This is a genomic window from Pseudomonas paraeruginosa PA7, from assembly GCF_000017205.1.
Taxonomy (GTDB): Bacteria; Pseudomonadota; Gammaproteobacteria; order Pseudomonadales; family Pseudomonadaceae; genus Pseudomonas; species Pseudomonas paraeruginosa.
Genome location: NC_009656.1, coordinates 6146971 through 6169189, shown reverse-complemented (window position 1 = coordinate 6169189; position 22219 = coordinate 6146971). Strand labels below are relative to the sequence as shown.

At 68.2% G+C, this 22219-nt stretch carries 21 protein-coding genes and 1 other RNA gene; 12 read left to right on the top strand and 10 right to left on the bottom strand.

The genetic code is table 11. The features are described from left to right. Positions 1 to 2 precede the first annotated feature (2 nt). Positions 3 to 1127: an ABC transporter permease gene (locus PSPA7_RS28510; RefSeq protein ID WP_003150166.1), complete on the top strand. Its 1125-nt coding sequence runs from the start codon at positions 3 to 5 to the stop codon at positions 1125 to 1127. Positions 1128 to 1136: 9 nt separating this feature from the next. Here the strand turns inward: PSPA7_RS28510 and PSPA7_RS28505 are convergent, their stop codons facing one another. From PSPA7_RS28505 to PSPA7_RS28490, 5 genes are all read right to left on the bottom strand, one after another. Then, positions 1137 to 1595 (bottom strand): EVE domain-containing protein, encoded by a 459-nt coding sequence (locus PSPA7_RS28505; protein ID WP_012077848.1) that lies wholly within the window; start codon positions 1593 to 1595, stop codon positions 1137 to 1139. 366 nt (positions 1596 to 1961) lie between these two features. Then, positions 1962 to 2573 carry a 5-formyltetrahydrofolate cyclo-ligase gene (locus PSPA7_RS28500; RefSeq protein WP_003150164.1) on the bottom strand — a complete coding sequence of 204 codons (612 nt, stop codon included), beginning with the start codon at positions 2571 to 2573 and terminating at the stop codon, positions 1962 to 1964. 9 nt (positions 2574 to 2582) lie between these two features. Beyond that, positions 2583 to 2761: non-coding RNA, 6S RNA (gene ssrS / locus PSPA7_RS31705), on the bottom strand. A gap of 33 nt (positions 2762 to 2794) precedes the next feature. Then, on the bottom strand, positions 2795 to 3109 hold the full coding sequence (locus PSPA7_RS28495; RefSeq protein WP_003150162.1) for a cell division protein ZapA: 315 nt from the start codon (positions 3107 to 3109) through the stop codon (positions 2795 to 2797). Then, positions 3106 to 3315: a TIGR02449 family protein gene (locus PSPA7_RS28490; RefSeq protein ID WP_003096314.1), complete on the bottom strand. Its 210-nt coding sequence runs from the start codon at positions 3313 to 3315 to the stop codon at positions 3106 to 3108. The genes PSPA7_RS28495 and PSPA7_RS28490 overlap by 4 nt, the downstream gene beginning before the upstream one ends. A 187-nt stretch (positions 3316 to 3502) precedes the next feature. Here PSPA7_RS28490 and PSPA7_RS28485 point away from each other — a divergent pair, with 187 nt between their 5' ends. The 5 genes from PSPA7_RS28485 to PSPA7_RS28465 are packed head-to-tail and all read left to right on the top strand — an operon-like array spanning position 3503 to position 8324. Then, on the top strand, positions 3503 to 4057 hold the full coding sequence (locus tag PSPA7_RS28485) for a YecA/YgfB family protein (RefSeq protein ID WP_012077847.1): 555 nt from the start codon (positions 3503 to 3505) through the stop codon (positions 4055 to 4057). A 9-nt stretch (positions 4058 to 4066) separates the two neighbouring features. Next, positions 4067 to 5401: a Xaa-Pro aminopeptidase gene (gene pepP / locus PSPA7_RS28480; RefSeq protein ID WP_003158101.1), complete on the top strand. Its 1335-nt coding sequence runs from the start codon at positions 4067 to 4069 to the stop codon at positions 5399 to 5401. Between the two features lie 7 nt (positions 5402 to 5408). Then, entirely contained in the window at positions 5409 to 6593 is a 1185-nt protein-coding gene (ubiH, locus tag PSPA7_RS28475; protein WP_012077846.1) for a 2-octaprenyl-6-methoxyphenyl hydroxylase, read from the top strand. A gap of 4 nt (positions 6594 to 6597) precedes the next feature. Then, positions 6598 to 7080, top strand: a complete 483-nt coding sequence (locus PSPA7_RS28470; RefSeq protein ID WP_012077845.1) for a hotdog fold domain-containing protein — start codon at positions 6598 to 6600, stop codon at positions 7078 to 7080. Positions 7081 to 7106: 26 nt separating this feature from the next. Beyond that, positions 7107 to 8324: a 2-octaprenyl-3-methyl-6-methoxy-1,4-benzoquinol hydroxylase gene (locus tag PSPA7_RS28465; RefSeq protein WP_033997578.1), complete on the top strand. Its 1218-nt coding sequence runs from the start codon at positions 7107 to 7109 to the stop codon at positions 8322 to 8324. Between the two features lie 25 nt (positions 8325 to 8349). Here PSPA7_RS28465 and PSPA7_RS28460 read toward each other — a convergent pair whose 3' ends face one another. Beyond that, positions 8350 to 9171, bottom strand: a complete 822-nt coding sequence (locus PSPA7_RS28460; protein ID WP_012077843.1) for a hypothetical protein — start codon at positions 9169 to 9171, stop codon at positions 8350 to 8352. A gap of 493 nt (positions 9172 to 9664) precedes the next feature. On the opposite strand from PSPA7_RS28460, the gene PSPA7_RS28450 reads away from it, so the two are divergent. The 5 genes from PSPA7_RS28450 to gcvP all read left to right on the top strand — a co-directional run bounded on the left by PSPA7_RS28450 (position 9665) and on the right by gcvP (position 17070). Continuing rightward, positions 9665 to 10663 (top strand): extracellular solute-binding protein, encoded by a 999-nt coding sequence (locus PSPA7_RS28450; protein ID WP_012077842.1) that lies wholly within the window; start codon positions 9665 to 9667, stop codon positions 10661 to 10663. Between the two features lie 67 nt (positions 10664 to 10730). Next, complete coding sequence (locus PSPA7_RS28445) at positions 10731 to 12359, top strand: ABC transporter permease (protein WP_012077841.1); 1629 nt, start codon at positions 10731 to 10733, stop codon at positions 12357 to 12359. Positions 12360 to 12500: 141 nt separating this feature from the next. Then, positions 12501 to 13583 carry a glycine cleavage system aminomethyltransferase GcvT gene (gcvT, locus tag PSPA7_RS28440; protein WP_004368437.1) on the top strand — a complete coding sequence of 361 codons (1083 nt, stop codon included), beginning with the start codon at positions 12501 to 12503 and terminating at the stop codon, positions 13581 to 13583. A gap of 46 nt (positions 13584 to 13629) precedes the next feature. Next, a complete protein-coding gene (gene gcvH, locus PSPA7_RS28435; RefSeq protein ID WP_034079797.1) occupies positions 13630 to 14019 on the top strand; it encodes a glycine cleavage system protein GcvH in 390 nt (129 codons plus the stop codon). A gap of 174 nt (positions 14020 to 14193) precedes the next feature. Then, positions 14194 to 17070 carry an aminomethyl-transferring glycine dehydrogenase gene (gene gcvP, locus PSPA7_RS28430; RefSeq protein ID WP_041025433.1) on the top strand — a complete coding sequence of 959 codons (2877 nt, stop codon included), beginning with the start codon at positions 14194 to 14196 and terminating at the stop codon, positions 17068 to 17070. 32 nt (positions 17071 to 17102) lie between these two features. Here the strand turns inward: gcvP and PSPA7_RS28425 are convergent, their stop codons facing one another. The 4 genes from PSPA7_RS28425 to PSPA7_RS28410 all read right to left on the bottom strand — a co-directional run bounded on the left by PSPA7_RS28425 (position 17103) and on the right by PSPA7_RS28410 (position 21405). Further along, positions 17103 to 17432, bottom strand: a complete 330-nt coding sequence (locus tag PSPA7_RS28425; RefSeq protein WP_012077838.1) for a DUF2388 domain-containing protein — start codon at positions 17430 to 17432, stop codon at positions 17103 to 17105. Between the two features lie 109 nt (positions 17433 to 17541). Continuing rightward, a complete protein-coding gene (locus PSPA7_RS28420) occupies positions 17542 to 18012 on the bottom strand; it encodes an NfeD family protein (protein WP_012077837.1) in 471 nt (156 codons plus the stop codon). A 206-nt stretch (positions 18013 to 18218) separates the two neighbouring features. After that, positions 18219 to 20003, bottom strand: a complete 1785-nt coding sequence (tfpB, locus tag PSPA7_RS28415) for a type IV pilus assembly ATPase TfpB (protein WP_012077836.1) — start codon at positions 20001 to 20003, stop codon at positions 18219 to 18221. A gap of 37 nt (positions 20004 to 20040) precedes the next feature. Continuing rightward, positions 20041 to 21405 carry a CYTH domain-containing protein gene (locus PSPA7_RS28410; protein WP_012077835.1) on the bottom strand — a complete coding sequence of 455 codons (1365 nt, stop codon included), beginning with the start codon at positions 21403 to 21405 and terminating at the stop codon, positions 20041 to 20043. Between the two features lie 113 nt (positions 21406 to 21518). On the opposite strand from PSPA7_RS28410, the gene PSPA7_RS28405 reads away from it, so the two are divergent. Next, complete coding sequence (locus PSPA7_RS28405; protein WP_003151324.1) at positions 21519 to 22196, top strand: TIGR00153 family protein; 678 nt, start codon at positions 21519 to 21521, stop codon at positions 22194 to 22196. Positions 22197 to 22219 lie beyond the last annotated feature (23 nt).

Below are 22219 nucleotides of genomic sequence, written 5' to 3'. Positions count from 1 at the left end.
GAGTGCGCAGCCTGGCCAACATCTTCAACCTGGGCATCAAGGAATTCCGCAGCCTCGGTCGCGACTATGCGATGCTGGCGCTGATCGTCTGGGCCTTCAGCCTGGGCGTCTACAGTTCCGCCACCGGCATTCCGGAGACTCTTCACCACGCGCCGATAGCGGTGGTCGACGAGGACCGCTCGCAACTCTCGTCACGCATCGTCAATGCCTTCCAGCCACCGTACTTCCGCCCGCCGGAAATGATCGACCATGCCGGGATGGACCGCGGCATGGACGTCGGGCTCTATACCTTCACCCTGGATATCCCGCCGGATTTCCAGCGTGACGTGCTGGCCGGGCGCAAGCCGTCGATCCAGGTCAACGTCGATGCCACCCAGACCGGGCAGGCGTTTTCCGGCGCGGGCTACATCCAGAACATCGTCGCCACCGAGGTACGCGAGTTCGTCAGCCGCTACCGGGCGGAGCCGAGCATGCCGGCGCAGATCGAGGTGCGCATGGCGTTCAACCCGAACCTGACCCAGGCCTGGTTCGGCGGGGTGATGGAAGTGATCAACCAGATCACCATGCTGTCGATCATCCTCACCGGCGCCGCGCTGATCCGCGAGCGCGAGCACGGCACCATCGAGCACCTGCTGGTGATGCCGCTGTCGGCCTTCGAGATCATGATGGCCAAGGTCTGGTCGATGGGACTGGTGGTGCTGGTGGCGGCCGGGCTGTCCCTGCAGTGGGTGGTGCGCGGCTGGCTGGACGTGCCGATCAGCGGCTCGGTGGGGCTGTTCCTGCTCGGCGCCGGGCTGCACCTGTTCGCCACCACCTCCATGGGCATCTTCCTTGGCACGGTGGCGCGCTCGATGCCGCAGCTCGGCTTGCTGACCATCCTCGTGCTGCTGCCGCTGAACATCCTCTCGGGTGGCACCACGCCGCGAGAGAGCATGCCGGAACTGGTGCAGCACATCATGCTGGCGGCGCCGACCACGCACTTCGTCAGCCTGGCCCAGGCGATCCTGTTCCGCGGCGCCGGCTTCGACATCGTCTGGCCGCAGTTCGCCGGCATCGTGGCGATCGGCTCGGCATTCTTCTTCGGCGCGCTCTGGCGGTTCCGCCGGACCATCTCGCAGATGGCCTGAGCGATGGTCTCAGCGCTTGCCCAGCGGGAGGATCGCCTGCCATTCCTCGGCGCTCACCGGCATCACCGACAGGCGGCTGCCTTTCTGCACCAGGGCCAGGTTGGCGAGAGCCTCCTGGGCTTTCAGCCGGGCCAACGGCACGACTTCGGCGAAGGCCTCGACGAAGCTGACGTCACGGGCGCTCCAGGGATTCTTCTCGGCGCTGGCCTTGGGGTCGTGGTAGGGACTGGCGGGATCCAGGGCGGTGGGGTCGGGATAGGCCTCGCCTTCGATGCGCGCGATGCCGGCGATGCCTGGCTGCGGGCAACTGGAGTGATAGAAGAAGAACAGGTCGCCAGGGTTCATGCTGCGCATGAAATTGCGTGCCTGGTAGTTGCGCACGCCATCCCAGCGGGCGGTTCCGAGACGTTTCAGGTCGAGGATCGAGAGTTCGTCCGGCTCGGATTTCATCAGCCAGTAGGCAGGCATGAACTTTGCTCCTTTTTCGTAGATGTACGTAGGAAACGTCTGCGCGTGACCACCGGTCGCCGGTGCAATTGCGTATGACTCCAGCTTATCGGAAAATGCCGTTTTTCAGCGGGGCAGGGTGCTCAGGCGATAAGATAATCGCAAGGACCGGCCTCGAAAATTGCCTGGAAGGGGGAGGCAATCGATGAAGCGCAAGCCAGACTTGCTGTGGGTTTTGGTCATCATCTTCGGACTTGGGGTCGTCACCACCGGTTATACCCAGAGCCTCTGGGAGCGACAGGCCAGTACGCCCGCCCAGGTGACGCAACAGCCGTAAGACTCGCCGGGTATCGCATGGAACGCGGTACCCAGGGTTCTCCCTCCTTCCTAGCGTTTCCCCGCCACGTACCAGCCCGCATCGGTCACCGTTCCCGCCAGGGGAATGTCCCAACTGGCCAGCGCCAGTCGATCCACTTTCTGGCATTCGTGCGCCAGGCCGATAAGCGTCGGTTTGTGACCTTTTTTGCGCCTCGCCAGGTAGGCCAGGCTGCGGTCGTAGAAGCCGCCGCCCATGCCCAGGCGCCCGCCCTGTTCGTCGAACCCCACCAGCGGCAGCAGGACCAGGTCCAGCGCCCAGGCCTTGCGCTGGCGGCCGGCGTCGGCCAGCGGTTCGCTGATGCGGAAGCGGTTGCGGGTCCAGCGTTCGCCGCTGCCGACCCGCTGGAACACCATGCGCGTCCGCGGCCAGGGCGCGAGGACCGGCAGGTAGGTGGTCTTGCCGCGCTTCTGCGCCGCACGCAGCAGCGGGCGCGGATCGATCTCGCCATCGTTGGGCAGGTACAGGGCGATATGGCGGGCACGGCGGAAAAGGGGATGCTGCGCCAGTTGCCGGTAGAGGGCGCGGGCGGCGAGGCGTTGCTGCAGGGGGGAGAGCGCGCGGCGCGCCTGGCGGAGCTTGCGGCGCAGGGCCGGGCGGCTGAGGTCTTGCGATTCGATCATGTGGAAAGGTAGCTCCCCGGTCGTGCCGCTGTCGGGTTAGCCCTTGAACCCGAAAGTTCAAGGTGGCGGTTGCAGTAGACCTTAAGGCTTTCCGTCGTGCGGACATGCACACCGGCCCAACTGGCAACCTCCGTTGTTGCAGTTATCGGCTCAGGGACATCACCGACTGGCCAACACACCAGGGAGCGGAGGCCAGTATACCCGAATTGGCCGGGTCCGGGTCAGGCTTCACTGGCATCCGACGGATTCGCCAGGGCGCGGTCGACGCGATCGAGCAGCTCGCGCACGCGCTCGCGGGTCGAGCTGCTTTCCTGGTCCAGGCGCTCCTTGCGGTGCAGCAGGTCGTGGGTGATGTTGAGGGCGGCCATCACGGCGACCCGGTCGGCGCCGATGACCTTGCCGCTGGAGCGGATCTCGCGCATCTTGCCGTCCAGGTAGCGGGCGGCGCTTTCCAGGTTGGCGCGCTCGTCGTCGGGGCAATTGATGCAGTATTCCTTGTCGAGAATCTGCACGGTGAGGGTATTCGACTGGCTCATGTGTCCTGCTCCAAGGCTTTCAGACGCAAAATCATCGCTTCGACCTTGTGTCTCGCCATTTCGTTCTTTTCGATCAGATGAGCGCGCTCTTCGCGCCAGGACTTTTCGTTCGCCCGCAGCAGCCGGTTCTCCGCCTTGAGCTGTTCCAGCTTCTGGAGCAGCTGGTCGAACTTGGCCGTCAACAGTTGCAGATCGGCGTCTTCCATGGGCTCTCGCTTGGGAATGGGGTGATTGGACAACTATATAGGATCGCCCCCGGTCGGGGCCAATGCCCCGGGCGGAGCGGCGCGCCGGCAACCGGTCGCATGGTCTTGCCGGGCCGGGCGGTGCTAGGATAACCATCTTCATTTCACGTGTAGCGCCCCAATGGCGCCCAGCCGTCAGGGTCCCCAGATGTCCACTCAGAATTCCGCCTACAGCGCCTTTTCCTCCCTCCTCGCCGAGGCGGCCCTGCCGGTCTCGCCGGCCGAACTGCATGGCCACCTGCTCGGCCGGGTCTGCGCCGGCGCCGGCTTCGACGAGGCCGCCTGGCAACACGCCGCCGCCGAGCTGCTCGGCGGCGCGCCGGGCGAGCGACTCGAGGCCGCGCTGTCCGGCCTGCTCGGCATGGTGCGGCAGGACTTTTCCGCCGGCGAGGTCGCCGTGGTCCTGCTCCTGCCCGACGACGAGACCCCGCTCGCCCAGCGTACCGAGGCGCTTGGCCAGTGGTGCCAGGGTTTTCTCGCCGGTTTCGGCCTGACTGCCCGCGAGGGCAGCCTGACCGGCGAGGCCGAGGAAGTGCTGCAGGACATGGCCGCCATCGCCCAGGTCCAGGGCCAGCTGGAAGACAGCGAGGACGGCGAGACGGACTATATGGAAGTCATGGAATACCTGCGGGTCGCTCCGCTGCTGCTGTTCGCCGAATGCGGCAAGCCGCTGGAGCCCGCTCCCAAGCCTTCACTGCACTGAGGTTTCTGCATGATCCGTATCCCCAGGTCGGAGTACGCCCGTCGGCGCAAGGCGCTGATGGCGCAGATGGAACCCAACAGCATCGCCATCCTGCCGGCGGCGCCGATGTATATCCGCAACCGCGACGTCGAGCACGTCTACCGCCAGGACAGCGATTTCCAGTACCTCACCGGCTTCCCCGAGCCGGAGGCGGTGATGGCGCTGATTCCCGGCCGCGCCCACGGCGAGTACGTGCTGTTCTGCCGCGAGCGGGATCCGGAGCGTGAGCTCTGGGACGGCCTGCGCGCCGGCCAGGACGGCGCGATCAGCCAGTACGGCGCGGACGACGCCTTCCCCATCGGCGACATCGACGACATCCTGCCCGGCCTGATCGAAGGTCGCGACCGGGTCTACTATGCCCTTGGCGCCAACCCCGACTTCGATCGCCGGCTGATGGACTGGATCAACGTGATCCGCTCCAAGGCCCGCCAGGGCGCGCAGCCGCCGAACGAGTTCGTCGCGCTCGACCATCTGCTGCACGACCAGCGCCTGTACAAGAGCGCCAATGAAGTGAAGGTCATGCGCTATGCCGCCGAGGTCTCGGCCCAGGCGCACATCCGGGCGATGGAAGCCTGCCGGCCGGGGCTGTTCGAGTACCACCTGGAAGCCGAGCTGGAATACGAGTTCCGCAAGGGCGGGGCGAAGATGCCGGCCTACGGCTCGATCGTCGCCGCCGGGCGCAACGCCTGCATCCTGCACTACCGCGAGAACGACGCGGCGATCAAGGACGGCGACCTGATCCTGATCGACGCCGGTTGCGAGATCGACTGCTATGCCAGCGACATCACCCGCACCTTCCCCGCCAATGGCCGCTTCAGTCCCGAGCAGAAGGCGATCTACGAACTGGTGCTGGAAGCCAACATGGCGGCGTTCGACTTCATCGCCCCCGGCCGCCACTGGAACGAGGCCCACGAGGCCACCGTGCGGGTCATCACCGCCGGTCTGGTGCGCCTGGGCCTGCTGCAGGGCGACGTCGACGAGCTGATCGCCCGCGAGGCCTACAAGGCCTTCTACATGCACCGCGCCGGCCATTGGCTGGGGATGGACGTGCACGACGTCGGCGAGTACCGCGTCGGCGGCGAATGGCGGGTGCTCGAACCGGGCATGGCGATGACCGTCGAGCCGGGCATCTACATCGCCCCGGACAACACCTCGGTGGCGAAGAAATGGCGCGGTATCGGCGTACGCATCGAGGACGACGTGGTGGTCACCCGCAATGGCTGCGAAGTGCTGACCAACGGCGTACCCAAGACCGTCGCCGGGATCGAAGCGCTGATGGCCGCGGCGAAGAGCGAGGCGGCCTGAGGTGACCATGAGCAAGGCCAACCTGGCGATCATCGGCGGCGGCCTGGTCGGCGCGTCGCTGGCCCTCGCCCTGCAGGCCGGCGCCCGCGAGCGTGGCTGGTCGATCGTGCTGATCGAACCCTTCGCGCCCGGCAATGCCTACCAGCCCAGCTACGACGCCCGTTCCTCGGCGCTGTCCTATGGCAGCCGGCAGATCTACGAGCGCCTCGGCCTGTGGCCGGCGATCGCCGAGCGCGCCGAGCCGATCCTGCATATCCATGTTTCCGACCGCGGCCGCTTCGGCGCCACCCGCCTGACCGCCATCGAGGAAGGCGTGCCGGCGCTGGGCTACGTGGTGGAGAACGCCTGGCTCGGCCAGTGCCTGTGGAAGGCGCTCGACCCCGAGGTGGTGCGCTGGCACTGCCCGGCCGAAGTGAAGACCCTGGAAGCCCGGGAGGGCGGTTACCGGCTTACCCTCGACGACGAGACGCAACTCGATTGCGAGCTGGCGATCCTCGCCGATGGGGGCCGTTCCGGGCTGCGCGAACAACTCGGCATCGCCGTGGAGCAGACGCCGTACCGGCAGACCGCGCTGATCGCCAACGTATCGCCCTCCGAGGCGCACCTCGGGCAGGCCTTCGAGCGTTTCACCCCGAGCGGGCCGATGGCCCTGCTGCCGTTGCCGGAGAATCGTTGCGCGCTGATCTGGACCCGCCCCGGCAAGGACGCCGAGCGCCTGCGCGGCCTCGACGACGCGGCCTTCCTCGGCGAGCTGCAGGCGGCCTTCGGCTACCGCCTCGGCGCTTTCCGCCAGGTCGGCGCACGACACTGCTACCCCTTGCACCTGGTCGAGGCCCGCGAGCAGGTGCGCCCGCACCTGGTGGTGCTGGGCAACGCCGCGCACAGCCTGCACCCGATCGCCGGCCAGGGTTTCAACCTGTCGCTGCGCGACACCCTGGCGCTGGTCGATGCCCTGCTTCACGACGACGCGCCGCTAGGCGACTTCGCCGTGCTGCAGCGCTACCTCGACGGGCAGCGCCTGGACCAGCAGCTCACCGTCGGCTTCTCCGACCGGGTGACCCGGCTGTTCTCCAACGACCGCGCGCTGCTCGGCGCCGGGCGCAACCTCGGCCTGCTCGGGCTCGACCTGCTGCCGCCGGCCAAGCGCTGGTTCGCCCGCCAGGCCATGGGCCTCGGCGCGCGGCCACTGTAGCGCCATGCCCGTCTGGTCGTCGGCGCGCAAGGCCCGCCTGCTGCGCCTCGCCATGAACCTCTACCCGCCCTTCCTGGGGGCGGGCATTCGCGTGCGCCATATCGCCAGCGACTTCCGCGAGGTGCGGGTGCGCATGGGCCTGAACCGGCTCAATCGCAACTACGTGGGCACCCAGTTCGGCGGCAGCCTCTACTCGATGACCGATCCGTTCTTCATGCTGATGCTGATGGAGAACCTCGGCGCCGACTACATCGTCTGGGACAAGGCCGCCAACATCGAATTCGTCAGCCCGGGCAAGGGGCCGGTGCACGCGCACTTCAGCATCGACCAGGCGCTGCTCGACGAGGTCCGCGAACGGACCGCGGGCGGCGAGAAGTACCTGCCCCGCTTGCACGCCGAGGTGCGCGACGATGCCGGCACCCTGGTGGCGCGGGTGCAGAAAACCCTGTACGTGCGGCTCAAGCCGCGCGTGCGGAACGCGGCCTGAGGAGGCCTCCAGTGGAGAACGAGGATATGCACGCGGATCTGGTCATCGTCGGCGCCGGCATGGTCGGCAGCGCCCTGGCCCTGGCGCTGGAGGGCAGCGGCCTGGAGGTGCTGCTGGTGGATGGCGGCTCGCTCGACGTGGCGCCGTTCGAGCCGGAAGCGCCCTACGAGCCGAGGGTCAGCGCGTTGTCCGAAGCCAGCCGGCGGATCCTCCAGCGCCTGCACGCCTGGGACGGCGTCGTCGCGCGCCGCGCCGAACCCTATCGCGAGATGCAGGTGTGGGACGGCTCCGGCACCGGCCAGATCGGCTTCAGCGCCGCCAGCGTGCATGCCGAGGTGCTCGGCCATATCGTCGAGAACCGGGTGGTCCAGGACGCCCTGCTGGAACGCCTGCACGATTCCACCACCGGCCTGCTGGCCAACGCGCGCCTGGAGCAGATGCGCCACTCCGGCGACGACTGGCTGCTGACCCTGGCCGACGGTCGCCAGCTGCGCGCGCCGCTGGTGGTCGCTGCCGACGGCGCCAACTCGGCGGTGCGCCGCCTGGCCGGCTGCGCCACCCGCGAATGGGACTACCTGCACCACGCCATCGTCACCAGCGTGCGCTGCGAGAAGGCGCACCGAGCCACCGCCTGGCAGCGCTTCACCGACGACGGCCCGCTGGCCTTCCTGCCGCTGCCGGACCGCGGCGACGAACATTGGTGTTCGATCGTCTGGTCGACCACCCCGGAGCAGGCAGAACGCCTGATGGCGCTGGACGAGGATGGCTTCCGCGCCGCCCTCGGCGACGCCTTCGAACAGCGCCTGGGTGCCATCCTGCAGGCCGACCGGCGCCTGTGCATCCCGTTGCGCCAGCGTCACGCCAAGCGCTATGTGGAGCCAGGGCTGGCGCTGGTCGGCGACGCCGCGCACACCATTCACCCGCTGGCCGGGCAGGGCGTCAACCTGGGGTTTCTCGACGCGGCGGTGCTGTCCGAGGTCCTGCTGCACGCGCTGGAGCGCGGCGAGCGCCTCGCCGACGAGCGCGTGTTGAGCCGCTTCGAGCGACGGCGGATGCCACACAACCTGGGCATGATGACGGCGATGGAGGGCTTCGAGCGGCTGTTCCAGGCCGACCAACTGCCGCTGCGCTGGCTGCGCAACGCCGGCCTGCGCCTGGTCGACGGCCATCACGAGGCCAAGGCGCTGTTCGTTCGCCAGGCGCTTGGCCTGAGCGGCGATCTGCCAGCGTTGGCGCGGGTCTGACGGCGCGCGGCAGAGGCTCCGCTTCTCAGAACAGCGCCGCGCAGTCGCGCATGACCTGCGCCTTGTTGCGCAGGTAGAGACCGAACAGGTTGCGCGCGGCGTCTTCGTCCACCTCGATCTCCATCGCCTCGACGAAGGCGTTCACCGCCGCGGTGGCGTGGGCGAAGTGATCGCTCTCGGTGCCGCCGGTATGCACCGTGACCCAGGCCACGGTGGCGCGGGCGCGTTCGGCGGGCACGCCCATGTCGCGGCTGAACCATTCCTTGTACAGCGGATGGATGTACTCCACCTCGCCGTGGGTATAGACCTCGTGTACCAGAGTGGTCAGCAGGCCCTGCATCAGGTCGCGCTCGCGCAGCCGCTGGCGGTCGGTCCAGTCCTTGAAAGCCTGCGCCGAGGGCAGGCAGTTCTCGCGCAGCAGCCACTGGTCGTCGCCGCACAGGGTGGTGGCCATGGTATAGAAGAGATCGGCGTGTACCGTGTTGCCGAGCGCGCCGAGGTCTTCGTCGGTGATCCGCTGCAGGCTGCCGCAGGCGCGGTAGAGCTGGTCGGCCGCCGTCGAGCCCTGTTCCGAACGGGCCAGCAGGGTAAGGCGGTTGGCCAGCCCGGACACGCTGGCCGCCGAGTTGTTGGTCTTCGACCAACTGGCGAAGAACTTGCGCAGCGGGCCGACCGCCTGGCGCCGGGCGGTGACCCGGGCGAAGGCGTCCTCGATGTCCAGCAGCGCTCCCTCCTCGTCCCAGAAGGCCTTGAACAGCGCGTGGCGCAGGGTGCCGGCGGGCATGTCGTTGAGCACCGGCTCGATGACGCCGAGCAGCCGGCTGTGGGGTGTGATGACGTGGTTCATGGCTAACCTCCTGTCGGTTCTTGTTGTTCTTGCGATGGCTTGCTTTCTTTACTTGCGTGGCCCGCAGGGGCCGGCGGTCGGTGGCGGCGACGGCCCAGCCGCGGCGGGTGGCCAGCAGCGCCAGGAGGACCACCGCGTAGACCGAGTCGTTCTGCGCGGTGCCGAGGCCGTACGGCGGACCGCTGAGATGGATGCCGATATGGATGAACATGGCGACCTGGGAAAAGAGGCCACAGAACCCCACCGCGTACGATGACAGCAGCGGAATCCGGAACAGGTCACGGGATACTAGAGGGCGTTGCCCGTCCATGGACGCCTCCCTGCCAGAATTGGCAGGCAGCAACGCGCGGATGGCGAAGGCGACGAGCAGGGTCAGCCCGGCGAGTATCCTGAACGCCATGCGTGGCGAAATACCCCGACACATTTAGCCGCACGGATTCGCAAGCGAGATTTCTTATCATTCGTGCCTGTTTCCGCTGACGAGGCTGTCTTCATGCAGGCAAGCAAAGCTCTACTCGCCGCCCTGGCCCTGGGCATCACCGGCCTGGCCCAGGCCGCCGACGAGGTGGTGGTGTACTCCTCGCGCATCGACGAGCTGATCAAGCCGGTGTTCGATGCCTACACCAGCAAGACCGGCGTGAAGGTCAGGTTCATCACCGACAAGGAAGCGCCGCTGATGGCGCGGATCAAGGCCGAAGGCGCGAACACCCCGGCCGACCTGCTGCTCACCGTGGACGCCGGCAACCTCTGGCAGGCCGAGCAGATGGGCCTGCTGCAGCCGTTCAAGTCGGCCACCATCGAAGGCAACATTCCTCCGCAGTACCGCTCCAGCACCGACAGCTGGACCGGCCTGTCGCTGCGCGCGCGGACCATCGTCTACTCCACCGAGCGGGTCAAGCCGGAAGAACTGAGCACCTACGAGGCCCTCGCCGACAAGCAATGGGAAGGCCGCCTGTGCCTGCGCACGGCGAAGAAGGTCTACAACCAGTCGCTGACCGGGACCCTGATCGAGACCCACGGTGCGCAGAAGACCGAGGAAATCCTCCAGGGCTGGGTGAACAACCTGGCCACCGACGTGTTCGCCGACGACAACGCGGTGATCCAGGCGGTGGACGCCGGCCAGTGCGACGTCGGCATCGTCAACACCTACTACTACGGGCGCCTGCACAAGCAGAACCCGAGCCTGCGGGTCAAGCTGTTCTGGCCGAACCAGGCCGACCGCGGCGTCCACGTCAACCTGTCGGGCATCGGCCTGACCCGCCACGCACCGCATCCCGAGGCGACCAAGGCGCTGGTGGAATGGATGACCGGGCCCGACGCCCAGGCGCTGTTCGCCGGGATCAACCAGGAATTCCCGGCCAACCCGCAGGTCGCGCCGTCAGCCGAAGTCGCCAGTTGGGGCAGCTTCAAGGCCGACAGCATCCCGGTGGAAGTCGCCGGCAAGCGCCAGGCCGAGGCGATTCGCATGATGGACCGCGCCGGCTGGAACTGACCGCCGGCTATACTCGGCGCCCCGGCTCGTCCGAGCGGGGCGTCGTTCGTTCCGCACCGAGGATTTCGTGGCCCATCCCGCTCCCCGCCGCTGGTACCCCATCACCTTCACCGTTGCCGCACTGGTGCTGCTTCCGCTCAGCGTGCTGCTGCTGAGCTGGCTGGAGATCGACCGGGAAATCTGGAGCCACCTGTGGGATACCCAGTTGCCGCGCCTGCTCGGCAACACCCTGACCCTGGTGCTCGGCGTCGGCGTCGGCGTGACCCTGCTCGGCGTCAGCCTGGCATGGCTCACCAGTCTCTGCGAGTTCCCCGGGCGACGCTGGCTGGACTGGGCGCTGATGCTGCCCTTCGCGATCCCGGCCTATGTGCTGGCGTTCGTCTTCGTCGGCCTGCTGGACTTCGCCGGGCCGGTGCAGAGCCTGCTGCGCGAATGGTTCGGCAGCGGCCTGCGGCTGCCGCGGGTGCGTTCCACCGGCGGGGTGATCCTGGTCCTGGTGCTGGTGTTCTATCCCTACGTCTACCTGCTCGCGCGCAGCGCCTTCATCGCCCAGGGCAAGGGCCTGATGGAAGCGGCGCGGGTGCTCGGCCTGTCGCCGTGGCAGGCGTTCCTGCGGGTCGCCCTGCCGATGGCGCGCCCGGCCATCGGCGCCGGCCTGGCGCTGGCGGTGATGGAGACCCTGGCCGACTTCGGCGCGGTCTCGGTATTCAACTTCGACACCTTCACCACCGCCATCTACAAGACCTGGTACGGCTTCTACAGCCTTTCCAGCGCCGCCCAACTGGCCAGCCTGCTGTTGCTCGGGGTATGCCTGGTGCTGCTCGGCGAACGCCGCACGCGGGGCAAGGCCAGGGCCGCCAGCGAGCGGCCACGCGGCGCGCCGTTGTACCGCCTGCGCGGTGCCAGGGCTCTGGCGGCGAGCGCCTGGTGTGGGCTGGTATTCCTTTGCGCCTTCGTCATTCCAGTGGCGCAACTGGCGGTCTGGTTCTGGCGCCAGGGCCGCTTCGATCTCGACGAGCGCTACTGGGACCTGATCGGCCACACCCTGGCGCTGGGCGCCGGCGCCGCCCTGGCCACGGTCGCCGTGGCCCTGCTGCTGGCCTTCGCCGTGCGCCTGGCGCCGACCCGCGGCATCCGCGGCGCGGTAGGGCTGGGCAATCTCGGTTACGCGCTGCCGGGCTCGGTCCTGGCGGTTTCGATCATGCTGGCCTTCAGTTGGCTGGACAATCACTGGGTAATCCCGCTTTCCACCGTCCTCGGCGGCGCCGGCAAGCCACTGCTGCTGGGCAGTCTGTTCGCCCTGCTGCTGGCCTATCTGATCCGTTTCATGGCGGTGGCCTACGGGCCGCTGGAAAGCGGCCTGGCGCGGATCCGCCCGTCGTTGCCGGAAGCCTCGCGCAGCCTCGGCGTGGGCGGTCCGCTGCTGTTCCTGCGGGTCTACCTGCCGTTGCTGCTGCCGGCCTCGTTGAGCGCCGCGCTGCTGGTCTTCGTCGACGTGCTCAAGGAGATGCCGGCGACCCTGCTGATGCGTCCCTTCGGCTGGGATACCCTGGCCGTGCGGATCTTCGAGATGACCAGCGAGGGCGAATGGGCGCGCGCCTCGCTGCCGGCCCTGACCCTGGTGCTGGTCGGCCTGCTACCGGTGGTCGGGTTGATTCGCCGCTCCGCCCACCACTCCGATCGCCGAGCCCAGTAACCATGCAGGTCGTAGGGTCTATGGAAGGATCCTGGCTTGCGCCACTGGTGTCCTGCCTCGGGGCTTGCGGCTACAATGCGCGCGATTTCGTGCCGGCGGTTCCCGCCGACGGCACCCGCTACGCCCGGAAGGAGAATACCCATGGGATTGCGCACCCCGCTTTACGAGCTGCACGTCGCGCTCGGCGCCAAGATGGTCGACTTCGGCGGTTGGGACATGCCGCTGCACTACGGTTCCCAGGTCGAGGAGCATCATCAGGTCCGACGTGACTGCGGCGTCTTCGACGTGTCCCACATGACCGTGGTGGACGTTGCCGGCGAGCAGGCCAGGGCCTATCTGCAGCACCTGCTGGCGAACGACGTGGCGCGCCTCGGCGAGACCGGCAAGGCGCTCTACAGCGCGATGCTCAACGAAGAGGGCGGGGTGGTCGACGACCTGATCGTCTACCTGACCGATAACGGCTACCGGGTGGTGGTCAACGCCTCGACACGCGACAAGGACATCGCCTGGATGCAGGCGCAGGCCGCCGGCTTCAGGGTCGACCTGAAGGAGCGCGGCGACCTGGCGATGCTCGCCATCCAGGGCCCCAACGCGCGCATGCACACGTCCGAACTGGTATCCCCGGCGCGCGCCGCGCTGATCCGTGATCTCAAGCCGTTCCAGGGTCGCGCCGAGGGTGACTGGTTCCTCGCCCGCACCGGCTACACCGGCGAGGATGGCCTGGAAATCATGCTGCCGGCCGCCGAGGCACCGGGCTTCCTCAACGAACTGGTTGGCGCCGGGATCTCCCCGGCGGGACTCGGCGCGCGCGACACGCTGCGCCTGGAGGCCGGACTCAACCTCTACGGCCAGGACATGGACGAAAGCGTTTCCCCGCTTGCCGCCAACATGGCCTGGACCGTAGCCTGGGAGCCGGCTGCGCGGGGCTTCGTCGGCCGCCGCGCGCTGGAAGCGCAGAAGGCCGCCGGCGACCAACCGAAGCTGGTCGGCCTGGTACTGGAGGAGCGTGGCGTGCTGCGCGCCCACCAGGTGGTGCGGGTGGCTGGCGTGGGTGAGGGGGAGATCACCAGCGGCAGCTTTTCGCCTACCCTGAACAAGTCCATCGCGCTGGCCCGCGTGCCGGCCGCCACCGGCGACCGCGCCGAGGTGGAAATCCGCGGCAAGTGGTATCCGGTACGGGTGGTCCAGCCCAGTTTCGTGCGTCACGGCAAGCCCCTGATCTAACCTGGCAATGGCGACCGCCGTCGCCTCCGACTTCGAGGAAAACAAGATGAGCAATATTCCCGCCGAACTGCGTTACGCCCAGAGCCACGAATGGGCTCGCCTGGAAGCCGACGGCAGCGTTACCGTGGGCATTTCCGACCATGCCCAGGAAGCCCTTGGCGATGTGGTCTTCATCGAGCTGCCGGAGCTGGGCAAGACCCTCGCCGCCGGCCAGGAAGCCGGCGTGGTCGAGTCGGTGAAGGCCGCCTCCGACATCTACTCGCCGATCGGCGGCGAAGTCATCGCTATCAACGAAGCCCTGGCCGACACCCCGGAAGACGTCAACAACGACCCGTACGCGTCCTGGTTCTTCAAGCTCAAGCCGAGCAATCCGGCCGAGCTGGACAAGCTGCTCGACGCCGCCGCCTACCAGGCCGCCGTCGACGCGGAAGGCTGAGCCGCCGCGTAGCCGCGACAAAACCCGCTATCCTTGGACAAGGCCTCGATGATTCGAGGCTTTGTTCTTTTCGAAACGGTGAAAACAGATTTTCGCCGTCGCTGTTTTCTCATTCGATATCCGTTCGGCGACGATCGCTGGCAGGGCGATGCCGCCCCCAACGAGAGCGAAGCCATGTCGCAGACGCCGTCCCTCGCCCAGCTCCAGCCCGCCGATGCCTTCCTGCGCCGCCATCTCGGCCCCGATCCGGCGGAGCAGCAGGCCATGCTGGATTTCCTCGGGGTTTCCACTCGCGCCGAGCTGATCGTGCAGACGGTGCCGCCGGCGATCCGCCTCAACCGCCCGCTGGAACTGCCCGCCGCGCTCGACGAACAGGCCGCCCTGGCGCGCCTGCGCAGCTATGCCGAACTCAACCAGCGCTGGACCAGCCTGATCGGCATGGGCTACCACGGCACCGTGACGCCGCCGGTGATCCTGCGCAATGTGCTGGAGAATCCCGGCTGGTACACCGCCTATACGCCCTACCAGCCGGAAATCGCCCAGGGCCGCCTGGAGGCGCTGCTGAACTTCCAGCAGTTGACCATCGACCTCACCGGCCTCGACCTGGCCAGCGCCTCGCTGCTCGACGAAGCCACCGCCGCCGCCGAGGCCATGGCCCTGGCCAGGCGGGTGGCGAAGGCCAGGAGCAACCGCTTCTTCGTCGACGCGCATTGCCATCCGCAGACTGTCTCGGTACTGCGCACCCGCGCCGAGGCGTTCGGCTTCGAGCTGGTCATCGACGAGCCGGACAACCTGGCCACCCATGCCGTGTTCGGCGCCCTGTTGCAGTACCCGGACAGCCGCGGCGAGATCCGCGACCTGCGCCCGCTGATCGACCTGCTGCACGGCCAGCAGGCGCTGGCCTGCGTCGCCAGCGACCTGCTCGCCCTGCTGCTGCTGACCCCGCCGGGCGAGCTCGGCGCCGACGTGGTGCTCGGCAGCGCCCAGCGCTTCGGCGTGCCGATGGGCTACGGCGGGCCCCACGCGGCATTCTTCGCCACCCGTGACGCGTACAAGCGGGCGATGCCGGGGCGGATCATCGGTGTCTCCCGCGACGCGCGCGGCAACCCGGCACTGCGCATGGCCCTGCAGACCCGCGAGCAGCACATCCGCCGGGAAAAGGCCAACTCGAACATCTGCACCGCCCAGGTGCTGCTGGCCAACATCGCCTCGCTCTACGCCGTCTACCATGGGCCGCAGGAGTTGAAACGCATCGCCCAGCGCGTCCAGCGCCTGGCCGCGCTGCTGGCGGCTGGACTGGAGAGCAAGGGGTTGCGGCGGCTCAACCGGTATTTCTTCGACACCCTGACCTACGAGGTCGGCGAGCGGCAGCCGGCGATCCTCGAACGGGCGCGGGCGGCGCGGGTCAACCTGCGCGTGGTCGACGACCGGCGGCTGGCGCTGAGCCTCGACGAAACCTGTGACGCGGCGACCCTGGCGAGCCTGTTCGAGATCTTCCTCGGTGCTGGACACGGACTGGAGGTGGAGCGCCTGGATGCCGGCGTGGTGGCCGACGGCATACCCGCCGTGCTGCAACGCACTTCGGCCTACCTGCTGCATCCGGTGTTCAATGCCCATCACAGCGAGACCGAGATGCTCCGCTATCTGCGCCAGCTGGAAGGCAAGGACCTGGCGCTGAACCAGGCGATGATCCCGCTCGGCTCCTGCACCATGAAGCTCAACGCCAGCAGCGAGATGATCCCCATCACCTGGCCGGAATTCGCCGAACTGCATCCCTTCGTGCCGCGCGAGCAGGCCGAGGGCTATCGTCGGATGATCGACGAACTGGAAGCCTGGCTGCGGGCGATCACCGGCTTCGACGCGATCTGCATGCAGCCCAACTCCGGGGCCCAGGGCGAATATGCCGGGCTCCTGGCGATCCGCCGCTACCACCAGAGCCGTGGCGACAGCCAGCGCGACATCTGCCTGATCCCCGCCTCGGCGCATGGCACCAACCCGGCCTCGGCGATCATGGCCGGCATGCGGGTGGAGATCGTCGAGTGCGACGTGCGTGGCAACGTCGATCTCGACGACCTGCGCCTCAAGGCGGCCGAGGCGGGCGAGCGGCTGTCCTGCCTGATGATCACCTACCCCTCGACCCATGGCGTCTACGAGGAAGGCATCGGCGAGATCTGCGAAGTGGTCCACCGCCACGGCGGCCAGGTCTACATGGACGGCGCCAACCTCAATGCCCAGGTCGGCCTGGCGCGGCCGGCGGATATCGGCGCCGACGTCTCGCACATGAACCTGCACAAGACCTTCTGCATTCCCCACGGCGGCGGTGGGCCGGGCATGGGGCCGATCGGGGTGAAGCGGCACCTGGCGCCGTTCGTCGCCAATCACCCGGTGATCCGCGTCGAAGGGCCGGATCCGCTGAACGATGCGGTCAGCGCGGCGCCCTGGGGCAGCGCCAGCATCCTGCCGATCAGCTGGATGTACATCGCCATGATGGGCCCGCAGTTGGCCGACGCCAGCGAGGTGGCGATCCTCTCCGCCAACTACCTGGCGAACCGCCTGGACGGCGCCTTCCCCGTGCTCTATCGCGGGCGCAACGAGCGCGTCGCCCACGAATGCATCCTCGACCTGCGGCCACTCAAGGCGCAGACCGGGATCACCGAGGAGGATGTGGCCAAGCGCCTGATGGACTACGGCTTCCATGCCCCGACCATGTCCTTCCCGGTGCCGGGCACGCTGATGGTGGAGCCGACCGAGAGCGAGTCGAAGGCGGAGCTGGATCGTTTCGTCGAGGCGATGCTGAGCATCAGGGCCGAGATCGGCAAGGTGGAGAGCGGCGACTGGCCAGCGGAGGACAACCCGCTGAAGCGGGCGCCGCATACCCTGGCCGACGTCACCGGGGTCTGGCAGCGGCCCTACGAGATCGCCGAGGCGGTGACCCCGAGCGCGCATACGCGGGCGTTCAAGTACTGGCCGGCGGTGAACCGGGTGGACAATGTCTACGGCGATCGCAACCTGTTCTGCGCCTGCGCGCCGCTGGAGGACTACCGCGAGTGACCTCGCCTCCGGGCGGAGGCGAGGCGGGGCGCTTACTGCTGGATGGCGGACTGCTCGCCGCCGGCGAGGATCGCGCTGGCCAGTTCCATGTCGCTGGCCTGCAGGTCCGGGTTGTCGCTGCGCAGCTTCTGCAGCGCGGCTTCCAGGTATGGACCGCGGATCGCGCCGTCGCTGGCGAGGTAGCTGCCGGCATCGTCCTGCGCGGCGACGATCAGCTTGTGATCGTGGCGGAAGGTCAGGTAGGTAGAGGCCGTGGTGGCGCCCGAGGAAATGATGTTGCGCCAGAAGGTATCGGCCGAGGCCGAGCCCAGCGGCAGGGCGGCGATGGCCAGGGTGGCGGCGGCGAGTTTGAGCGAACGCATGGGGGAACTCCTGATAGGGGGCTGCGTGCTACATCAGATCGCGTTTCCCGGCCCCGAGTTCCGCCGCGGGTGACCGTTCGGTCTGTTTTTCCTTGCCGCGCAGCCCCCGTCAGCCGGGAGCTGTAGCGTTTCCGGGGGCGGCCGGTTCGACGCGCAGCAGGGCGCCGTCCTGGCCGGTCACGCGGACCAGGGCGCCGCGCGGCAGGTCGGGACCGCTGACCAGCCAGAGCGCGCCCTCGACACGCAGTTCGCCGAGCCCGCCGACGATGGCCCGGTGCAGCGGGAAGCTGCGGCCGAGCAGGTCGTCGCCGCGCCGGTGCAACCCGGGGGTTGCCCGGCACCCGCCGGCCATGCGCCGGCGCCGCCACTGCTCGCCGGCGGTCAGGGCGGAGAGCCCGGCGAACAGCAAAACCTGCCAGGGCCAGGCCAGGCCCGGCAGGAAGGCGCTGAGCGCGCCGACGCAGGCCGCGGTCAGGCCGGTCCGCAGCAGGTAGCCGCCGGCGCCGAAGATTTCCAGGAGCAGGAGCACCGTGCCGAGCGCCAGCCAGTCCCAGAAGTCCAGTTGCAGCAGGGGTTCCATCGGCCGGCCCTCAGCTGCGCGGCGGCGCGACGCCGCCGGGCGGGGCGCTTGCGCCGTGGGGCATGGGCCGGGCGGCCGGGTGCCGAAGCGTCGTCGCGGGGACGACGAGGGAAGCGATCGCCATCGTCTACATCCTTGTCAGTGGGCCGCGTCGGCCCGTCCGGCTCTGTGCCGTGCAACCGTCGGATCTCCGCCGACGGGACTCGCTACTTCTGCTCGCTGTGCGGGGTCACGCGCAGCACTTCCTCCAGCGTGCTGAGTCCGGCGGCGACCTTCTGCGCGCCGGACAGGCGCAGGCTGCGGGTGCCTTCCTTGTAGGCCTGGCGGCGCAGGGCGACCAGGTCGGTGTCGGCGGTGATCAGCTCCTTCAGGCTATCGCTGAGCAGCATGATTTCATACACGCCGGCGCGTCCGCGGTAGCCGGTATCGCGGCATTCCAGGCAGCCCACCGCCTGGTGCGCGCCGCTGGGCGGCGGGGCGCTCCAGGGGCGGGTCAGCTCGTGCCAGTCGCTGTCGGCCAGTTGCATCGGTGCCTTGCAATGCGGGCAGAGCGTGCGCACCAGGCGCTGGGCCATGACCCCGAGCACGGTGGCGCGGATCAGGTAGTAGGGCACGCCCAGTTCGAGCAGGCGGGTGATGGCGGTGGGCGAGTCGTTGGTGTGCAGGGTGGAAAGCACCAGGTGTCCGGTGAGCGCGGCCTGGATCGCCATCTCGGCGGTCTCCAGGTCGCGGATCTCGCCGACCATGATGATGTCCGGGTCCTGCCGCAGCAGGGCGCGCACGCCGCTGGCGAAGGTCAGGTCGATGTTGTGCTGCACCTGCATCTGGTTGAAGGACGGCTCGATCATCTCGATCGGGTCCTCGATGGTGCAGACGTTCACCTCGTCGGTGGCCAGTTGCTTGAGCGTGGTGTACAGCGTGGTGGTCTTGCCCGAGCCGGTGGGGCCGGTGACCAGGATGATGCCGTTGGGCTGGCGCGTCATGCTCTGCCAGCGGCGCAGGTCGTCGGCGGAGAAACCGAGCTGGTCGAAGCTCTTGAGCAGCACTTCGGGATCGAAGATGCGCATCACCATCTTCTCGCCGAAGGCGGTGGGCAGGGTCGACAGGCGCAGTTCGACTTCCGCGCCGTCCGGGGTCTTGGTCTTGACCCGGCCGTCCTGCGGCTTGCGCTTCTCCGCCACGTTCATCCGGCCCAGCGACTTCAGGCGGCTGACCACCGCCATGGTCACCTGCGGCGGGAACTGGTAGACGTTGTGCAGCACGCCGTCGATGCGGAAGCGCACGGTGCCCTGCTCGCGGCGCGGCTCGATGTGGATATCGCTGGCGCGCTGCTGGAAGGCGTACTGGAACAGCCAGTCGACGATGGTGACGATGTGCGCGTCGTTGGCGTCCGGCTCCTGGTCGGCGGCGCCCAGGTTGAGCAACTGCTCGAAGTTGCCGACGCCGCTGATCTTCTGGTCCGGCGAGGTGGCGCCGCTGACCGAGCGGGCCAGGCGGAAGAACTCGACGGTATAGCGCTGGATGTCCGCCGGATTGGCCACCACCCGCTTGATCGGCCGCTTGAGCACGTGCACCAGGTTGCTTTCCCAGCCCTGTACGAAGGGCTGGGCGCTGGCGACGGTGACTTCCTCCGGGCTCACCGCGACGGCGAGGATGCCATGGCGCTGGGCGAAGGCGTAGGACATCAGCGGGGTCACCGCGGCGACGTCGATCTTCAGCGGGTCGATGCGCAGGTAGGGCTGGCCGGCGTATTCGGCCAGCCACTGGGTCAGGGTCTCCAGGTCGAGCTTGCGTCCGGGCCGCTTGAGATCCTCGACCTGCTGCGCGGCGAGGAACTCCAGCGGATGCTGCTGGTTGCGCACCGCGCTGCGGCGGATCGCCAGGCACTGTTCGGCCTGGTCCTGCCCGACCCGACCCTGGGCGACCAGCTCGCGGAGCAGGTCGCCGAGGTCCAGCACACGGTCCTGGGCGGCGGTGGCGAACACGGACATGCGGACTCCCTTGGGATGATGGCGGTAGCGGCGAAGCTTATTTCATCAGCGCCTTCCAGGATTTGAGCGTGAGCACAGTATGGGCCTGCGCGGCGCGGGCGGCCAGGCGCTCGGCGTCGGCGGGCTGTCGCAGCAGGTCGAGTAGCTTGGCCAGTTCGCCGTACAGGCGGTCGGCTTCCGGCAGGGCGAGCACGCCGCGCGCCAGGCGCAACCAGGTAAGCATGCGCTGCAGGCGCGGCACCTGGTCGGGGAGCAGCTCGGGATGCTGGTGGGCGCGCGCCAGCGGCGTGGCCTGGGCTTCTTCGGCAAGGCTGCGCAGCAGCCATTTGCCCAGCGCGGCGGCGCCCTGGCGGTTGCCGCGTTCGTTGCGCGACTCGGTCCAGGCCTTGGCCAGCAACCAGCGCGAGGCATTCAGGGAGAACAGGCCCCAGCGGGTCTCGTCGAGTTCGGCGCGGAACAGTTGCGGCGCTTGCTGGCGCAGCGTCTCGTCGTCGCGGCCGCGCTCGATGCGCGGCGCCCAGTCGGCGAGGAGGGCGTCCAGCGCTTCGCGCAGTTCGCGACTGCTGGCGCGCGGCACCGCCTGGCCGAGGCTGCCGAGCAGGGTGCGCAGGTCCTGCAGTTGCTGCAGCCAGTCTTCGAGCAGGCGCCAGTGGCCGTTGAAGCGATACTGCTCGGCGAGGCGCTGGCTGCTGCCGAGCAGGTACCAGGCGATGGCGGCGAAGGCGCCGTCCACCGGAGTCTCCGCCAGCAGCTTCTGCGCTGGCGGGTCGACCTCGTAGCTGTTCGGGTCGAACAGGCGGTAGCCGCGCTCGGCCTTGCTGATGTCGCAGGGCATCAGCGGCAGGTCGGCGGCCAGTTCGGCGGCCAGCTCCAGCAGCGCGGCGGCTTCGCCCTGGCGCAGCTCCAGCTCCAGTTCGCAGATTTCCTCTTCGTCCTTGCCGGCGACCACCTTGCCCAGGTCCAGGGCCGCCTCCACAATCACCCGGGCCTTGCCGCGGCCCCAGGCGATCTCGGCGCGCTGGCGCACGAAGTCGGTGCTGAAGATCGGCTTGAGCTGCTTCTTGTCGAGGTCCTTGAGGGCCGCCGGCCAGCACTTGTCGTCGAGTTTCTTCAGGTCGAGCCTGTCCTTCTCCAGGTACCAGTCCCACTCGTTGCGCTCGGACAGCCCGGCCACGCTCTGCCCGCGGCTCTTCAGGGTCTGGATGTACTGCTCGCCGTCGCGGCGCATGCGCAGGGCGACCTTGGCCCGGGCCAGCTCGCGGCCGGGGGTATCGTAGTACTGGTTGTACAGCTCGCGGCGCTCCCAGCCCGACTTGTTGCGTTTCTTCAGCAACGGGTGCTCCTGCAGGGCTTGGAGGGTGGCGCGGCTGACGCGGAGTTTGATTTCGGTTTCTTTCTGCATGGGAGTTATCCGGCTCGGGACGCCAGGCGTCCGCGGGTGAACGTGTTCCAGATCAAGTGCGCGTGGAGTGGGTCGCCTATACTTTCCGACATTTCCACCGGGGGAGGCGCTGCATGCCGACCAATCCGTTCATCAGTCTGTTCGGTCGCTCGCCGATCGGGCCGATGCAGCAGCACATCGCCAAGGCCCATGAATGCGCGGCTGGCCTGTTGCCGTTCTTTCGCGCGGTGATCGCCGAGGACTGGGCGCAGGTCGAACAGGTTCAGCAGGACATGGTGCGCCTGGAGCAGGAAGCCGATCGGCTGAAGAAGAACGTCCGGATGCACCTGCCCAAGAGCCTGTTCCTTCCGGTGCCGCGCTCCGATCTGTTGGAACTGCTCAGTGTACAGGACAAAGTCGCCAACCGCGCCAAGGACATCGCCGGGCTGATGCTCGGCCGGCGCATGCGCATCCCGCCGCCGCTGCAGGGACAGATGCTCGCCTACGTGCAACGTTCGGTGGACGCCAGCGCCCAGGCGCTGCGGGTGGTCAACGAGCTCAACGAACTGCTCGAGACCGGTTTCGGCGGTCGCGAGACCAGCCTGGTGGAGAGCATGGTGGAGGAACTCGAAGCCATCGAGAATGACACCGACCGCATCCAGGTGGAGGTGCGCCGCGAACTCTTCCGCCTGGAGGGCGAGCTGCCGCCGGTGGACGTGATGTTCCTCTACCAGGTCATCGAATGGATCGGCGACGTCGCCGACCGCGCCCAGCGGGTCGGCAACCGCCTGGAGCAATTGCTGGCGCGTTGAGCGCCGGTCTTCCTTACGCCTTC

What these genes read in the sequence shown, in the direction of transcription:
- tfpB (WP_012077836.1), bottom strand. Translation starts at nt 20,003, where the DNA reads ATGTCCGTGTTCGCCACCGCCGCCCAGGACCGTGTGCTGGACCTCGGC.
- PSPA7_RS28500 (WP_003150164.1), bottom strand. Translation starts at nt 2,573, where the DNA reads ATGATCGAATCGCAAGACCTCAGCCGCCCGGCCCTGCGCCGCAAGCTC.
- PSPA7_RS28460 (WP_012077843.1), bottom strand. Translation starts at nt 9,171, where the DNA reads ATGAACCACGTCATCACACCCCACAGCCGGCTGCTCGGCGTCATCGAG.
- PSPA7_RS28465 (WP_033997578.1), top strand. Translation starts at nt 7,107, where the DNA reads ATGCACGCGGATCTGGTCATCGTCGGCGCCGGCATGGTCGGCAGCGCC.
- PSPA7_RS28505 (WP_012077848.1), bottom strand. Translation starts at nt 1,595, where the DNA reads ATGCCTGCCTACTGGCTGATGAAATCCGAGCCGGACGAACTCTCGATC.
- gcvH (WP_034079797.1), top strand. Translation starts at nt 13,630, where the DNA reads ATGAGCAATATTCCCGCCGAACTGCGTTACGCCCAGAGCCACGAATGG.
- PSPA7_RS28405 (WP_003151324.1), top strand. Translation starts at nt 21,519, where the DNA reads ATGCCGACCAATCCGTTCATCAGTCTGTTCGGTCGCTCGCCGATCGGG.
- PSPA7_RS28450 (WP_012077842.1), top strand. Translation starts at nt 9,665, where the DNA reads ATGCAGGCAAGCAAAGCTCTACTCGCCGCCCTGGCCCTGGGCATCACC.
- PSPA7_RS28425 (WP_012077838.1), bottom strand. Translation starts at nt 17,432, where the DNA reads ATGCGTTCGCTCAAACTCGCCGCCGCCACCCTGGCCATCGCCGCCCTG.
- gcvT (WP_004368437.1), top strand. Translation starts at nt 12,501, where the DNA reads ATGGGATTGCGCACCCCGCTTTACGAGCTGCACGTCGCGCTCGGCGCC.
- PSPA7_RS28490 (WP_003096314.1), bottom strand. Translation starts at nt 3,315, where the DNA reads ATGGAAGACGCCGATCTGCAACTGTTGACGGCCAAGTTCGACCAGCTG.
- gcvP (WP_041025433.1), top strand. Translation starts at nt 14,194, where the DNA reads ATGTCGCAGACGCCGTCCCTCGCCCAGCTCCAGCCCGCCGATGCCTTC.
- PSPA7_RS28420 (WP_012077837.1), bottom strand. Translation starts at nt 18,012, where the DNA reads ATGGAACCCCTGCTGCAACTGGACTTCTGGGACTGGCTGGCGCTCGGC.
- ubiH (WP_012077846.1), top strand. Translation starts at nt 5,409, where the DNA reads ATGAGCAAGGCCAACCTGGCGATCATCGGCGGCGGCCTGGTCGGCGCG.
- PSPA7_RS28495 (WP_003150162.1), bottom strand. Translation starts at nt 3,109, where the DNA reads ATGAGCCAGTCGAATACCCTCACCGTGCAGATTCTCGACAAGGAATAC.
- PSPA7_RS28410 (WP_012077835.1), bottom strand. Translation starts at nt 21,405, where the DNA reads ATGCAGAAAGAAACCGAAATCAAACTCCGCGTCAGCCGCGCCACCCTC.
- pepP (WP_003158101.1), top strand. Translation starts at nt 4,067, where the DNA reads ATGATCCGTATCCCCAGGTCGGAGTACGCCCGTCGGCGCAAGGCGCTG.
- PSPA7_RS28470 (WP_012077845.1), top strand. Translation starts at nt 6,598, where the DNA reads ATGCCCGTCTGGTCGTCGGCGCGCAAGGCCCGCCTGCTGCGCCTCGCC.
- PSPA7_RS28485 (WP_012077847.1), top strand. Translation starts at nt 3,503, where the DNA reads ATGTCCACTCAGAATTCCGCCTACAGCGCCTTTTCCTCCCTCCTCGCC.